Origin of the sequence: Jeotgalibaca caeni, from assembly GCF_028863945.1 — a bacterium.
Taxonomy (GTDB): Bacteria; Bacillota; Bacilli; order Lactobacillales; family Aerococcaceae; genus Jeotgalibaca; species Jeotgalibaca caeni.
The window spans coordinates 1-15,344 of sequence record NZ_JARBEA010000002.1 but is presented as its reverse complement, the minus strand read 5'-3'; the positions used below and the strand labels follow the sequence as shown (position 1 = coordinate 15,344).

The 15,344-nt window shown below is 42.2% G+C and carries 13 protein-coding genes and 1 pseudogene; 10 read left to right on the top strand and 4 right to left on the bottom strand.

Annotation, left to right across the window (positions count from 1 at the left end):
- Nucleotides 1-4 precede the first annotated feature (4 nt).
- Nucleotides 5-2,272, bottom strand: a complete 2,268-nt coding sequence (locus PVE40_RS00475) for a glycoside hydrolase family 65 protein (protein WP_274729920.1) — start codon at nucleotides 2,270-2,272, stop codon at nucleotides 5-7.
- A 185-nt stretch (nucleotides 2,273-2,457) separates the two neighbouring features.
- Here PVE40_RS00475 and PVE40_RS00470 point away from each other — a divergent pair, with 185 nt between their 5' ends.
- The 4 genes from PVE40_RS00470 (at nucleotide 2,458) to PVE40_RS00455 (ending at nucleotide 7,274) form a co-directional block, all read left to right on the top strand.
- On the top strand, nucleotides 2,458-4,632 hold the full coding sequence (locus tag PVE40_RS00470) for a PTS transporter subunit IIBC (protein WP_274729919.1): 2,175 nt from the start codon (nucleotides 2,458-2,460) through the stop codon (nucleotides 4,630-4,632).
- A 59-nt stretch (nucleotides 4,633-4,691) separates the two neighbouring features.
- On the top strand, nucleotides 4,692-5,516 hold the full coding sequence (locus PVE40_RS00465) for an endonuclease/exonuclease/phosphatase family protein (protein ID WP_274729918.1): 825 nt from the start codon (nucleotides 4,692-4,694) through the stop codon (nucleotides 5,514-5,516).
- Nucleotides 5,517-5,586: 70 nt separating this feature from the next.
- Nucleotides 5,587-6,579, top strand: coding sequence for a diacylglycerol kinase (locus PVE40_RS00460; RefSeq protein ID WP_274729976.1), 993 nt, complete (start codon nucleotides 5,587-5,589; stop codon nucleotides 6,577-6,579).
- Nucleotides 6,580-6,758: 179 nt separating this feature from the next.
- The gene (locus tag PVE40_RS00455) at nucleotides 6,759-7,274 is read left to right on the top strand and encodes a CarD family transcriptional regulator (RefSeq protein WP_274729917.1); all 516 of its coding nucleotides are present in this window, start codon (nucleotides 6,759-6,761) and stop codon (nucleotides 7,272-7,274) included.
- A gap of 215 nt (nucleotides 7,275-7,489) precedes the next feature.
- On the opposite strand, the pseudogene PVE40_RS00450 reads toward PVE40_RS00455, so the two are convergent.
- A pseudogene (locus tag PVE40_RS00450) lies at nucleotides 7,490-8,044 on the bottom strand (ABC transporter transmembrane domain-containing protein); the annotation flags it as partial.
- Between the two features lie 148 nt (nucleotides 8,045-8,192).
- On the opposite strand from PVE40_RS00450, the gene PVE40_RS00445 reads away from it, so the two are divergent.
- From PVE40_RS00445 to PVE40_RS00430, 4 genes are all read left to right on the top strand, one after another.
- Nucleotides 8,193-8,852, top strand: a complete 660-nt coding sequence (locus tag PVE40_RS00445) for an HD domain-containing protein (protein WP_274729915.1) — start codon at nucleotides 8,193-8,195, stop codon at nucleotides 8,850-8,852.
- A gap of 96 nt (nucleotides 8,853-8,948) precedes the next feature.
- A complete protein-coding gene (locus tag PVE40_RS00440; protein ID WP_274729914.1) occupies nucleotides 8,949-9,374 on the top strand; it encodes a hypothetical protein in 426 nt (141 codons plus the stop codon).
- Between the two features lie 12 nt (nucleotides 9,375-9,386).
- A complete protein-coding gene (locus PVE40_RS00435; RefSeq protein WP_274729913.1) occupies nucleotides 9,387-9,833 on the top strand; it encodes a ribonuclease domain-containing protein in 447 nt (148 codons plus the stop codon).
- Nucleotides 9,834-9,836: 3 nt separating this feature from the next.
- Nucleotides 9,837-10,118, top strand: a complete 282-nt coding sequence (locus PVE40_RS00430) for a barstar family protein (protein WP_274729912.1) — start codon at nucleotides 9,837-9,839, stop codon at nucleotides 10,116-10,118.
- A gap of 49 nt (nucleotides 10,119-10,167) precedes the next feature.
- Here PVE40_RS00430 and PVE40_RS00425 read toward each other — a convergent pair whose 3' ends face one another.
- Entirely contained in the window at nucleotides 10,168-11,313 is a 1,146-nt protein-coding gene (locus PVE40_RS00425) for an alcohol dehydrogenase catalytic domain-containing protein (RefSeq protein WP_274729911.1), read from the bottom strand.
- Between the two features lie 163 nt (nucleotides 11,314-11,476).
- Here PVE40_RS00425 and uvsE point away from each other — a divergent pair, with 163 nt between their 5' ends.
- Nucleotides 11,477-12,733: a UV DNA damage repair endonuclease UvsE gene (gene uvsE, locus PVE40_RS00420; RefSeq protein WP_274729910.1), complete on the top strand. Its 1,257-nt coding sequence runs from the start codon at nucleotides 11,477-11,479 to the stop codon at nucleotides 12,731-12,733.
- A gap of 1 nt (nucleotide 12,734) precedes the next feature.
- On the opposite strand, the gene PVE40_RS00415 is transcribed toward uvsE, so the two are convergent.
- Nucleotides 12,735-13,163 carry a DUF2188 domain-containing protein gene (locus PVE40_RS00415; RefSeq protein ID WP_274729909.1) on the bottom strand — a complete coding sequence of 143 codons (429 nt, stop codon included), beginning with the start codon at nucleotides 13,161-13,163 and terminating at the stop codon, nucleotides 12,735-12,737.
- A gap of 274 nt (nucleotides 13,164-13,437) precedes the next feature.
- Here PVE40_RS00415 and argS point away from each other — a divergent pair, with 274 nt between their 5' ends.
- Nucleotides 13,438-15,129, top strand: coding sequence for an arginine--tRNA ligase (gene argS, locus PVE40_RS00410; RefSeq protein WP_274729908.1), 1,692 nt, complete (start codon nucleotides 13,438-13,440; stop codon nucleotides 15,127-15,129).
- Nucleotides 15,130-15,344: the final 215 nt, after the last annotated feature.

Below are 15,344 nucleotides of genomic sequence, written 5' to 3'. Positions count from 1 at the left end.
CCTTTTATTGTGGAATATCCATGGATAGGCGGTCTTCTAAGAGATAAGCCTTACCGTATAATTCAAGTGAAAGTGGTTCGCCTTCTAGCAATTGGATTGAAGTGGTTTCCTTGTCAGCCGTAATTAACAACAGGCGGCCACGGTAATTAATGTGGAACGAATAACGATTCCAAGAATTTGGTACGAACGGTGCGAATGATAAGGTCTCGTTCCAAGTCTTCATTTGCGCAAACCCTTGAACGATTGCCAACCAGCTACCAGTCATGGATGTGATGTGCAGCCCATCTTCCGTGTCGTTGTTGTAATTATCCAAGTCAAGACGAGCCGTACGTTGGTACATTTCTACTGCCTTCTCCTCCATGCCTAGTTCTGCTGCTAAGATTGCGTGAATAGAAGGGGACAAGGAAGATTCATGAACCGTCATCGGCTCATAGAAAGCAAAGTTTTTGCGCTTCTCTTCTTCCGTAAACTGGTCGCCAAAGAAGTAAATTCCTTGCAGGACATCTGCTTGTTTAATAAAACAAGAACGTAAAATGTGATCCCATGACCATTTTTGGTTCAATGGCAAGTGAGCTGGGTCTAATTCGCTAACCGACATCAGTTCTTTATCCATAAAGGTATCATGCTGGATGAAGACTCCAGTTTCTTCGTCGACAGGGTAGTACATATTTTCTACAATATCCGCCCAATTTGCCAACTCTTCGTCAGAGATTGTAACAGAAGCTTCTGCTGCATATGTTTGGTACGTTTCGCTTGTATAGCGCAACACCCATGCTGCGATTGTATTGGTGTACCAGTTGTTATTCACGTTATTTTCATACTCGTTTGGTCCCGTTACACCGTGCAACATGTACTTGCCAGCTCGCTTGGAGTAATGAACGCGGTCTGCCCAGAAGCGAGCCACTTCAGCCAATACTTCCAAACCTTCATTTTTCAAGTAGCTGTCGTCACCTGTGTAATTGGTGTAGTTGTAAATCGCGTAAGGAATTGCGCCATTACGGTGAATTTCCATAAAGGTAATTTCCCATTCGTTGTGGCATTCCACACCTGTAAAAGTAACCATTGGGTAAAGCGCGCCTTTCAATCCTTGTTGCTGTGCGTTGTGAATCGCACCAGGCAATTGATTGTGACGGTATTTTAATAAGTTCTTCGTTACATTTGGATCAGCCAATGCTAAGTACAAAGGAACTGCATAAGCTTCTGTATCCCAGTAGGTAGCGCCGCCGTATTTCTCGCCGGTGAATCCTTTCGGTCCAATGTTCAAACGCTCGTCTTCCCCGTAGTAAGTAGAGAATAATTGGAACAAGTTAAAACGAATTCCTTGTTGTGCCGCATCGTCGCCTTCAATAACTACGTCTGCTAGCTTCCAACGCTCTAACCAAGCAGCAACGTGAGCAGCTCTCAGTTCATCGTAAGAAGAAAGACCGTCTAGAAGAGATAGAGCAGACTCCACTTGTTCTGCTTCTTCAATGTCTCGGCTAGTTACGACAGAAATCAGTTTTTCAAATTGAAGAGGGGATGCTGGATCAAGATTGTATTCAAAGTGATTTTCTACCAAGAAGTCTGCTTCTTTTATGGTACCTGTTGCCGTTGTCCGATTTTCCATTGCTGCAGTAACAGTAAATTGCTCAACGCCAAATGGATTTGGAATCGTGTGGGTCGTCAAGTAGCTTGTCTCTGCACGTGATCCACGGTCCAATTCTTCCCAGAACATCTCACCGTAGTTGCTGTCTTCGTTCTTTACGTTTCCATCTAACTTTGAAACAACCTTCAACGTACCGGTTCCGGCTACAGTTTCGACGGACATCCGAATCGCTGCAATTTCTTTTTGAGCGATACTGAAGAAACGTTCGAAAGTGAAGCGGGCTGTTACGTCAGCGATCGTTACCGTGAACGAACGATTTAAGATTCCGCTCTGCATATCTAGTTCTAAATAAAATTCGTCAGGATCAACTTTTCCTAAATCTACTAATTGATCATTGATATACAGATCCATTGCAGTAAAGTTGATGGCATTGATTACTTTTCCGAAATATTCCGGATAACCGTTTTTCCACCAACCAACACGGGTTTTGTCTGGATACCATACGCCTGCAAGGTATGTGCCGGAGTGATGATCACCGGAATAGGATTCTTCGAAGTTTCCGCGCATGCCCATATAACCATTTCCGATACTGGTCATAGATTCTTGTAGGCGGCGAGTTTCTTTGTCCCATGTGTTAAGCGATACTTTCCAAGGGTCAACATTGAATAGATGCTGTTGTTGTTTCATATTATTTTCCTCCTCATTGAGTTCTACGTACCCATCATAAACGCAACCGATTGCGTAGTCAATAAAAGTTTAATAAAAGAACAATAAAGGATAACTAAAAGGGTTTACAAAAAAGGGTAGGGCAACTATAATGGGGAATGACGAAACCGATTGCGTTACGCAATCATAAATTAGGAGGAAAAGTCGTGAAGAAAGTTTTTAACTTTGAATTTTGGCAAAAATTCGGTAAAGCCTTAATGGTTGTTATCGCAGTAATGCCAGCTGCTGGTTTGATGATCAGTATTGGTAAAACCATTCCTTTGATAAACCAAGATTTAGGATTACTCGTTACTACTGGTAGCGTTATTGAGAATATTGGTTGGGCAATCATTGGGAACTTGCATATTTTATTTGCTCTTGCAATTGGTGGGAGCTGGGCGAAGGACCGCGCTGGCGGAGCATTCGCTGCAGGTGTGTCGTTTGTCTTAATTAACCGAATTACCGGTTCCATCTTTGGTGTAACAGGCGATATGTTGAATGATCCTGAAGCTTTTACTCATACGATTTTTGGAACAAAGATTATGGTGAACGGTTTCTTTACAAGTGTATTAGAAGCACCTGCTTTGAATATGGGTGTATTCGTCGGAATTATCGCTGGTTTTGTTGGGGCGATGGCCTACAACAAGTACTACAACTTCCGTAAACTTCCGGACGCATTGTCCTTCTTTAACGGAAAACGCTTCGTACCATTCGTGGTAATTTTATGGTCTACCCTTATTTCATTAGGGTTGGCAATTGTATGGCCCTACATTCAAGCTGGAATTAACAACTTTGGTCTATGGATTGCGCAGTCGCAAGATACAGCACCAATTTTGGCACCATTCTTGTACGGAACACTGGAACGTTTGTTATTGCCGTTCGGCTTGCACCATATGCTGACGATTCCAATCAACTACACGCAACTAGGTGGAACTTATACCATCCTTTCAGGTGCACAAGCAGGCACGCAAGTGTTTGGTCAAGACCCTCTGTGGTTGGCTTGGGCAACAGACTTGGTGAACTTAAGAGGAACCGATGTGGCACAATATGAATCCGTATTGACTGGCTGGACACCAGCTCGTTTCAAAGTAGGACAAATGATTGGTGCTTCTGGTATCTTGATGGGACTTGCGTTTGCAATGTATAAGAACGTGGATGCTGACAAACGTGATCGCTACAAATCCATGTATATTTCTGCAGCGCTTGCTGTATTCTTGACTGGGGTAACGGAGCCGCTTGAATTTATGTTTATGTTTGCTGCTGTTCCATTGTATGTGGTATACGCATTTATCCAAGGAACTGCTTTTGCAATGGCGGACATCCTGCCGCTGCGTTTGCATTCTTTCGGTAATATTGAGTTGCTAACGAGAACACCAATCGCGATACAAGCAGGATTAGGCAGAGACCTGATTAGCTTTGTACTTGTAGTTGTTGTTTATGCAGTATTGACGTACTTCATAGCGAAGTTCATGATTCAAAAATTCAACTTTGCTACACCAGGACGTAACGGAAACTACGAAAATGAAGGTACAGAAGCAACAACAACTTCCACTGAAAGCAGTGCAGCGAATGTAAACCAACAAGCTGCGACCATTGTTGGCCTACTAGGCGGCCGCGAGAACATCGTTGACGTAGACGCTTGTATGACAAGACTTCGTGTAACCGTATCAGACAAAGCTGCTGTTGGAAATGAGCAAGAATGGAAGAAAGCAGGAGCAATGGGCTTGATCGTAAAAGATAACGGCGTACAAGCTGTTTATGGTCCAAAGGCGGATGTGCTGAAATCAGACATCCAAGACTTGTTGGATTCGAACGTTGCTTTGCCAGCCCGCACAACGGTAGAAGAACCGATTGCTGAAGAAGCAGCAGAAGTAGTTGCACAAGGCGTGAAGAGAGACATTCTAACGGTCGCAGACGGTGTAGTAATGCCGATTGACCAAGTGAATGATCCTGTATTCTCCCAAAAAATGATGGGTGACGGATTCGCTGTAGAGCCAACAAACGGCAATGTTTATGCGCCGATTCACGGAAAAGTTGCAGCAGTATTCCCAACGAAGCATGCAATTGGTTTGGTAACAGAAGAAGGAATCGAAGTTTTGGTTCATATGGGAATTAATACCGTTGAATTGAAAAATAACGCCTTTACTCTTCATATAGAAGAAGGGCAAGAATTACGTGCAGGCGACTTGATTGCAGAAATGAATCTAGAAGCTGTTCAAGCAGAAGGAAAAGAAACGACGATTGTGGTAGTATTTACGAATGGGGACCAAGTGAAGGAATTCAAATTGGTTGAAACCGGACAAAAAGCTGCTAGAAATCAAATCGGAACTTTCGAAATATAGAAAATTGTGAAAGAGGCGGGAGTCAGTCCCAGCCTCTTTTCTTGTAAAGGATGGGAACAATGAAACTACTTACGTTGAATACACACAGTTGGATGGAGGAAAATCCAGAACAGAAGCTCCAGCAATTAGCTGAAAAAATTGGCGAAGAACAATATGAAATCATTGCCTTGCAGGAAGTGAATCAATTATTGGATTCGAATGTCGCACCAGTTGATGCCTTTTTCCATCCAGTGGAAGACCAATGGCCGATTCACGAAGACAATTTCGCTTACCGGCTGGTTGAGTTACTGAAGGAGAACGGACATCGTTATCACTGGAGCTGGTCCGAGAGTCATCTTGGTTATGACCGTTTTGCCGAGGGAGCCGCGATTCTTTCGAAAACAGCCATTTCTCCAGAAAGTTTGTTAGTTTCAACCGCAAACGACTTTCATGATTACCATACAAGGCGGATACTGGCCGGTAAAACGCTGATTCAGGATCAAGAAGTGTTGGTTTTGAGTTGTCATTATTCTTGGTGGGAAGCTGGTTTTCCATATGAATGGCAACAGACAGTGGAATATTTGAATGGAAAGAATCTGCCGCTCCTTTTGATGGGAGACTTCAATAATGCGGCGGATCGTAACGATGAAGGGTATGACCATCTTCTAGCGAGCGCACCTTACTTGAATGACGCATACACGGTGGCAGATAAGAGAAATGGGAATTATACAGTGGAGAAGAGTATTGACGGTTGGGAAGGCAATGCCGACCAATTACGAATTGATTATGTGTTTTTAACCAGTCATTTCCAAGTCGCTACTTATCAAGTTACCTTTGATGGCATCGATGCGCCGGTTGTTAGCGATCATTACGGAGTAGAAGTAGAACTCACTGTTGAAAAGTAGGTTGGTGATCGGAAAGTATGATATAATAACCAACGAATTGATTTAATGACAGTGAAAGAAGAGGCACAGAATCATGAAGGCACGAGTAATTTACAATCCGTCTGCGGGGCGGGAACAATTAAAAAGGAATATGATTGATATTCTGCAAATTCTAGAAGAAGCAGGATATGAAGCCAGCGCTTTTGCGACTACGCCTGAGCCCAAATCAGCGGCTAAGGAAGCAAGAAGGGCTGCCATTTCTGGCTTTGATTTAATTGTGGCTGCTGGTGGAGATGGCACCGTAAATGAAGTCATTAACGGAATTGCCGACTTAGAAAAACGTCCCACCGTTGGAATTATTCCAGCCGGTACGACAAATGATTATGCGCGAGCGTTGAAGATTCCGCGTGCAAGTCTCTTGGATGCAGCGCGTGTGATTGCGGCCGGGCACGAGATTCCAATGGATATTGGTCGTGCAAACCAGCAGTACTTCGTAAATATCGCAGCAGGCGGATACTTGACGGACTTGACTTATGAAGTTCCGACCAAGTTGAAAACAGCTTTTGGATATTTAGCTTACCTCGTAAAAGGTGCAGAGAAATTGCCCAACATCAAGCCGATCCATATGCATATTGAATATGAAGGTGGCGTGTATGATGGGAAGGCGTCTATGTTTTTCGTAGCCATGACCAATTCTACGGGTGGCTTCGAAATGCTGGATCCAGATATTGTGTTAGGCGACGGTAAATTTTCCTTATTTGTTGTAAAAACCGCTAATATTTTTGAGATTCTTCAAATTATTGGTTCCGTATTAAACGGGGGAAAACATATTGGGCACTCGCAAGTGTTGTACGCGAAGACCAACTTTGTAAAAGTGGAATCCAAAGACAATCAACGGATTATGATTAATCTAGACGGAGAGTATGGTGGCGATGAGCCGACTACTTTCGTAAATCTGCAACAACACATCAAGATTATCGGTAATCGCTATGATTATGCAGAAGCAATCGATTCTCAAGCAGAACGCGAAGCGTTCATGGATATGATGGATGATTTGCAGGCAGAGAAAGACAAGACAGAATAAAAGAGAGAGTGCTAGAAGTGATGGACAAGAAACCCGACACTTCTGGCACTCTTTTTCAATGTATAAATTTACTTCAACATTTTGCCATTAGAGAAAAAATCCAAAATCTGTTATAATAGGAATATAACAATGTAGCTGGTAGCTCAATGAGCTTGGGTCAATTCAAAGGAGGACAAAAATTGTATCAAGTAAATGATTATGTTGTCTACGGTAATGAAGGTGTTTGTAAAGTCGAGGCGATGGAAAAACTTGATATTACGGGTGTCGATGCTGAGAAGTTGTATTATGCACTTCAACCGCTGTATCGCAATGGGAGAGTATACACCCCGGTCGACACGAAGATATTCATGAGGCCAGTCATTTCTAAAGAAATTGCAGATGAGCTCATTGATCAGATTCCCCATATTCAAGCCGAAACAGGAGGGCCAACAAATGCATCCCTCTTGAAGGAAAAATATACAACGGTTCTTCAATCCAATGACTGTGAAGACTTGATTCAGCTGATTATTTCTGTATATGAAAAGGGAAGAATTGCTGAAACCAAGAACAAAAAAATGGGTCAAACAGACAAGTTCTTCATGCGAAAAGCAGAAGAATTATTGTACGGCGAATTTGCGGTGGCGTTGGATATTCCGCGCAATCAAGTTCATGCCTATATCGAACAACGAATCGATAGTATTTCAAAAATTAGTTAAATCAAAAATAAAACTGCTCTCAGATATCAGATAGGACTCCTATCTTGAATCTTGAAGCAGCTTTTTTTATAGATTAAATAGGAGACCAGTTTACGACTGCAAACTTGAAAAGAGATAGAACTTTCCTTTTTGAGCCATTAATTCGTCGTAGGTTCCTACTTCCACGCAGTGACCATCTTCAATTACGGCGATCCGGTCTGCATCGCGAATCGTAGAGAGGCAATGGGCACAGTCAGAAGAAAAAAGAGAAAAACAGTCGGGCTTGCCACAAAGGTGATAGTCAAAGCAACGGCCAAGTTCATCACAACATTCAGCATGCTGACAAAAACTTGGGAAGAGAGCATTTGAATGGCTTCTACATCGCGCATGATTTTTGACTGGATGTGACCAGACTGGAGCTGTTTTTGAAAAGGGATCGAAAGTTCTTGTAACTTTTCAATCATGGACTGACGCAGGCCCGTTTCAACCTTTCGGATGGCTTGGCTATGATACTTTGCATGAAGATAATTCGTAAAGATATTTTGGAATACTAAAACGAATAAAATAATACCATTCAGATAAATTTGACGCAGACTGTTTTCGGTTCCTTGAGTGGCAGCGTTGATAACATTGGCGATGATGACGGGCATGATCCAAGCGGGGATTCGCTTGATCACATAGAAGAGTGAGTAGAGAGCGAGTTTGCCGTAGTGACCTTGGTAGAGACCAAGGAGAGTCATAAAGGTACGGTTCGAATACTTATCATAAGCCTTTTGTATGCTAGAATCCATAAAAAGTCCCCTTATTATCATATTATCAAATAATTTTAGCACGCTTGGAAGGGGCCGCAAGAAAGAAGACCTGAAATGAATTTGCATCCCCTTCTCGAATGTGCTAACATAGTAAAAATTTATCAAAAGACAGAAAGGATGAGAAAATATGGGAATGCATCAATATATTAAGAGCTTAAGTGATTTGGAGAATATTTTTCGTTGTCCGGGGAAATTTAAGTATCAGGAACATTCTGTTGCCGCTCACTCCTTTAAGGTTACACAAATTGCTCAATTTCTAGGCACAGTGGAAGAGCATGAAGGAAATGAAATTGATTGGCGCTCCTTGTATGAAAAAGCCTTGAACCATGACTACACGGAACTATTTATTGGGGATATTAAAACGCCGGTGAAGTATGCCGATCCAACCTTGCGGGCGCAACTGGCGAAGGTGGAAGAAAGTATGACAGCACAGTTCATTCATACGGAAATTCCCGAAGAATTCCAGGAAGTTTATGCCGGCCGCTTGAAGGAAGGGAAGGACGATACTCTGGAAGGGAAAATCCTATCCGTTGCGGATAAAGTGGATTTACTGTACGAATCATTTGGCGAAATTCAAAAAGGAAACCCAGAAAGTTTATTTACAGAAATATTTGAAGAGTCACTGACAACGATTCTCCAATTTAAGGAGATGGCTTCTGTCCAGTATTTCTTGGCCAATGTATTGCCGGAATTATTGAGTGGGGACTTCACCAATCAAGAAGAATTACGGGAAACGTCGTATCGTATTTTACAGAATTTCGATATCAAACAGACATTCCGTGCGTAAAAAATCATCCTTTAGCCCGGTACATATTCTTTCTTGTGCGTTATAATGGAAGATAACGAATAGAGAAGGGAAGTGAAGAGGGTTACGCCTCTACTGATGAATAAATTTATCCAATGGTTTCAAAACATTATGCAAAAAGCGAACCGCGTAGATGACTTTTCACAATTTTTAGTGAAAGCTGGTGCTTTGGTCGGTGTCGTTGGGATGCTGTTTAACAGTGACCTCATCTTGTGGATTGGGTTCGGATTAATCTTATGGATGTATATCCGTACGTTCTCGAAAGACAAACAAAAATTTGCCTATCAAAATCAAAAGTTTCTTCAATATAAAAGACACATTTTGAATAAGTTCCATGCTCAGGATCAAAAGGTACAAAAAAGAAGAACAGCCTATGAGCAAAGGAAAGCCCATCGTTTCTACAAGTGTCCCAACTGCAAGCAAAAAGTGCGCGTTCCAAAAGGGCATGGGAAGATTTCCATTACTTGCCCAACTTGTAAGACGAAATTTGTAAAGAAAAGCTAAGAGGAAATGGTTATGAAACGATTTAAAAAGGGTAGTTCGCTACTCATTCTTTTTCTGCTAAGTATTTTGACTGCCTGCAGCACGTTACTAGTTGAACCAACAGCTGGTGTAGTGGAAGGCGAGTGGTACTATCAGGAGGACGAGGTAGCAGAATACCTCTATTTATATGAAGAATTACCCCCGAATTATCTGACGAAAGATGAAGCAGAAGATTTGGGTTGGGAACCATCCAAAGGGAATTTATGGGAAGTAGCGGATGGGATGGTGATTGGCGGGAATTATTTCGGCAATTATGAAGGGCTTCTGCCTGAAGCTCCCGGCCGTGACTATTATGAAGCGGATGTAAATTACGAAGGCGGTCACCGCAATGCAGAACGTTTGATTTTCTCTGATGATGGTCTGATTTTCTATACCGCTGATCATTATGAATCCTTCGAGCAGCTATATGGGGAGGAGTAAGTAATGAAACGCGTTGTGTTAGATGGGAAAGATTTTACCGATAAACAAACGGCACATGCCATCCTGAAAGAAGTGCTCGAGTTGCCAGATCATTATGGCAATAATCTGGATGCGCTCTGGGATTGCTTGACAACTGATTTTTCGAAGCGAATGATTGTCATCAAGAATGCTCACCTTATTCCAGATCAACTCGGTCGATACGGAGCCGTTTTATTAGGTCTTCTATCACGGCTGCATCAAACCACTTCTGCTAGTACGGTTGTCTACCAATATGAATTTAAATAGAGATCCAAAGGGAGCGACACTCATTCGCTCTTTTTGGATCTCTTTATGATTATGGTTTCAAAATGACTTTCACGTTGTTATCTTTTTTCTTATCGAAAATATCATACGCTTCAGCAGCATCTTCGAGCGGCATGGAGTGGGTGATAATCGTTGTCGGATCGAATTTTTCTTCAATAATCATGTCATACAATTTCGGCATCAAGTGAACGACTGGTGCTTGTCCCATCGTCAAGTTGACGTTCCGACTGAATAAAACATTCAGTGGAAAAGAAGATGCAGGCGTTAAATATACCCCTGAGAGATGCACCGTACCGAATTTGCGAACACATTCAGAAGCAGTCAGAATTGGAGTGATGGTTCCCATTTGAGGGCTCACCATATTTCGAGCTTTCTCCATCGTTGGTTTTACGCCATCCATCCCGACACAATCAATCACGACATCGGCTCCGCCATTCGTTCTTTCATATAATTCCAAGCCCATTTTCACGATGTTGGTATTACTGAAATCATAAATTTCTACATCATTATACGATTTGGCCAATTCCAAACGATGTTTCACGGTGTCAACCGCAATGACTCGTTTAGCGCCTTTCATTTTGGCAAACTTTTGTGTCATCAAGCCGATTGGTCCACAGCCGAGAACAATAACCGTATCGCCTTCTTTAACCCCACTTTTCTCCACGTTCCAATAAGAAGTGGGAATGACGTCTGAGAGGAACAACACTTTTTCATCAGGCAGGGTGTGGTCAGGTACGACAAAAGAAGTTTGGTCTGCAAAAGGTACCCGCAAGAATTCTGCTTGTCCTCCTGGGTGGCTGCCGTTCAATTTCCCGTAGCCGAACAATCCCCCAAAATCAACGGCATGGTTGTCATTCGACTGGTCGCATTGGCTCTCCATGTCATGGGTACAATACCAACATTCACCGCAGCTGATGTTAAACGGAATCACCACGCGGTCGCCTTTTTTCACAGTCTTCACAGCAGAACCAACTTCTTCAACAATCCCCATTGGTTCGTGTCCGACCACATAATCCTCTTCCATAATCATTTTCCCATTGTGGTAGAGGTGTAAATCCGACCCACAAATAGCAGTAGAGGTAATTCGTACAATCATATCAGTAGGCTTTTGAATTTCTGGATCGGGAACCGTTTTAACAACCATCTTTTCATTTCCTTGCCATGTTACAGCGCGCATACGATCTCTCCTTTACAAATCTATTTTTTACTCTTTTATTGTAACAACCGGAGCCAAAAAGGTTTAATGAAAACCCTTAGGAGGTTGAAAAAGTGTTTGGTTCGTCTCTTTTACGTCTTCCGTGCTAGAATAGACGCATATCGAACATAAAGGGGCGTTACAGATGAGTATAGGCTATGCGTGTTTAACAGTAGGCGTTTTGGATACGGATATGAAATCCATCACGCAAAAAAATGTAACCGAAGATTCATTAACAACTTTGATTTCCCACAACTTGCAATCATTAGAGCGGATGATTGACTTTAATGAGGCGAACAACATTCGGTTGTTCCGGATTAGTTCAGGGTTGATTCCGTTCGGTTCGAGTCCTGTGAATGAACTAGATTGGTCTACCCTCTTTAAAACAGAATTCCAACGAATTGGTGAAAAAATTAAACAAAACGGCATGCGTGTTTCCTTCCATCCTGGGCAATACACCGTGTTGAACTCGCCGGATGAAGGGGTTGTAGCGCGAGCGATTGATGATTTGGATTATCATGTAAAAGTTCTCGAAGCACTCGGCACCGATGCTTCACACAAAGTAGTCCTGCATGTAGGGGGAATCTACGGGGAGAAAGAAACTGCCATGGCGCGGTTCGCCAGTACTTATCAAACACTGGAACAACGAATCAAAGACCGTTTGGTAATTGAAAATGATGATCGTTTGTATAACATTGAAGATGTCCTCGCACTGTCAAGAGAATGTGAGATTCCCGTTGTGTATGATAATTTGCATAATGCTGTAAATCCGTCTGATCCAGAGAAGTCGGATGCGTATTGGATTGAGGCAGCAAATGCTACGTGGCAGGAGAAAGACGGCAAACAGAAAATTCATTATTCCCAACAAGATGCGGAGAAACGGTTGGGTGCTCATACACCAACGATTTATTTGGACTTGTTCTTGGATTTCTACCGAAAACTACCTGATCCAAATGTGGATATTATGCTGGAAGTGAAAGACAAAAACTTATCCGCAGTAAAATGCATCGTCGCAACAGAAGAACCGTATCAAGTTCGCCATCTGGAAGAAGAGTGGGCACGGTACAAATACGCCGTTCTGGAAAAATCTCCTGCATTTTACGAAGAAATCCGGGAACTCTTGAAAAACAAAGAACAAAATCAAACGGTTGCGTTCTACCGCATCATTGAGCAGATTTATGCCTTGGGACAAAATGCTGGTTATGCTGTGAATGCTGCCCAACACGTCTGGGGTTACTTCAAGAATGTGGCCACAGAAAAAGAAGAGAGCGCCTTTTTCCAACGTTTAGGAAAATATCAACAAGGCACACTCTCTCTAGAAGCATTAAAACGATACTTATGGAAGCTGACGGTTAAGTATGAAGTGGAATACTTATTGCACTCCTTATACTTTGCCTTTTAAGCTACTTGGATTCATCTTTTTTATGTGAAATAACGTCGGTGTCACGCTTTTTGGCAATTTCTTTTGCTCGTTTCTCTGCATCCTTTTTTGTATCAAAGGTCTGAGAAGCACGCTTGGCACCTTCTGTTTTTATATCCCATTCTTTATCATCGTGATCGTATTGCACATGGACATTTTGTTCCATGTATTCGGGGCTCTTACTACGGTCCCTTTTTTCATGTTCCGTAACATCTTTTTTCTCTAATTCTTTCTTTTCCTCGTCGGTCGCATCGTCCACCCATTTTTTGGCTTGAGCCGTTGCGATTGGGATTGCATCTTCTTCCTTATACCCTTCTTCCAACATCGCATTAGCAATATCAATGGCCTTCAAACGTGTCGTCTCATCAAAATTTTTCCAACTAGCGGGGTAATCTTTTTCGGTCCATGGCATAAAAATCCCTCCTGTTATCTTGATAGTCTTAGTGTACGTAAGAGAACAACGCTTATCAAACGATATGGTGTTGGAAAAAGAAATGGACAAGTTTCTGTTTTCTTGCTATATTATGAGAGATATAGAGAACTTGCACTTGTAGAAAATAAACGATTCAATCATCGGTTATTCGAGTGCCATCGTTTTTAAGAAGACGATTGTAGCGGATAATTGTCTCTCTTTTGCTTGGGCAAAAGGAGACGTTTTTTTATGAAGACAGAAAAGGAGTAAAAAAATGGATTACAAATTGTTGGTTGCCAAGGAAATTCAGCAACATGTGTCTGAACATCTGACTGTAGATGAAGTATACAACTTATTAGAAGCACCCAAACATGTCGAGCACGGGGATGTAGCTTTTCCTGCTTTCTCTTTAGCGAAAGTATTTCGCAAAGCTCCACAAATGATTGCTGGTGAATTAGCGGAAAAAATTAATCACGATTTCATCGCTAAAACAGAACCGGTCGGACCTTACGTCAACTTTTTCATGAATAAAAATGAAGTCAGTGCGGCAGTGTTACGTGAAATCGCAGCTGAAAAAGGCGCATATGGCGATGCAAAAGTGGGGAACGGCCAAAACGTACCGATTGATATGTCCTCACCAAATATTGCAAAACCCATTTCCATGGGGCACTTGCGTTCAACCGTAATCGGGAACGCGCTGGCGAATATTGTTGAAAAGGTTGGTTACAAACCCGTTAAAATCAACCACTTAGGTGACTGGGGAACTCAGTTTGGTAAGTTGATTGTTGCATACAAAAAATGGGGCAGCGAGGAAGAAGTGAAGGCAGAGCCGATTGCGGAACTGTTGAAGCTATATGTACGTTTCCATGAAGTAGCCGAAGAAGATACCGATTTAGAAGACGAAGCACGTGCTTGGTTCAAAAAATTGGAAGACAACGATGAAGAAGCAACGTCCTTGTGGAAATGGTTCCGTAGTGAATCATTGAAAGAGTTCATGAAGATTTACGAAATGCTGGACATTACATTTGATTCCTTCAACGGAGAAGCATTCTACAATGACAAAATGGATGAGGTTGTTGAGCTGTTAGAAGAGAAAAACCTCCTTACAACAGACCGCGGCGCAACCATCGTAAACTTGGATGCCTACAACTTGAATCCGGCCTTGATTAAAAAATCAGATGGGGCAACCTTATACATTACCCGTGACCTAGCAGCGGCTATTTACCGCAAACGCACGTACGACTTTGCACTGTCATTGTATGCAGTAGGAAACGAGCAAAGCAACCACTTCAAACAATTGAAAGCCGTATTGAAGGAAATGGACTTCGACTGGGCGGAAGACATGCACCACATTCCGTTTGGTTTGATTACGCAAGGCGGGAAGAAACTGTCTACCCGTAAAGGGAAAGTAATCTTACTGGAAGAAGTACTAAATGAAGCAACCAGCTTAGCATTGGCGCAAATCAATGAAAAGAACCCAACCCTTGAGGACAAAGAAGAAGTTGCGAAACAAGTTGGGATCGGAGCAGTTATTTTCCATGATTTGAAAAATGACCGCTTAAATAACTTTGACTTTGTTTTAGAAGAAGTAGTTCAATTCGAAGGAGAAACCGGCCCATATGTGCAGTATACCAATGCACGTGCCCTCAGCATTCTGCGTAAAGCGAATGTAGAATTGGATCTAGAAGGCGACTTGAACTTGGACGATGAGTATTCATGGGAAGTAATCAAACTAATCAATAGTTTCCCAGATATCGTTTTAACAGCTTTCGAAAAATTCGAACCATCTGTTATCGCGAAATATTCCTTGCATCTATCCCAAGCTTTCAATAAATACTACGGAAATTCCCGCGTATTGAACGAAGACGAGCAGTTAAATGCACGCTTAGTATTAGTAAAAGCAACCACCTTAATCTTACAAGAAAGCCTACGTCTCCTAGGCGTGAAAGCTCCAAGCCAAATGTAATCAAAAAGAGAAACCGGATGGAAATCCGATTTCTCTTTTTTTTGTAGTTCACTTGTTCGAACGAGCGTTAGTTCGGATAAGTGAGAGAATTTTTATATGAAAACACAAGCTAAAAAAAGCGCAAAAAGTCACTACCCATGGTATCATGTAGGTGTTAAAATTTTAAATTTTTAGAGGGCTCTTGTTCTGTTGCCGCAGACCGAGAGCTTTTTCCT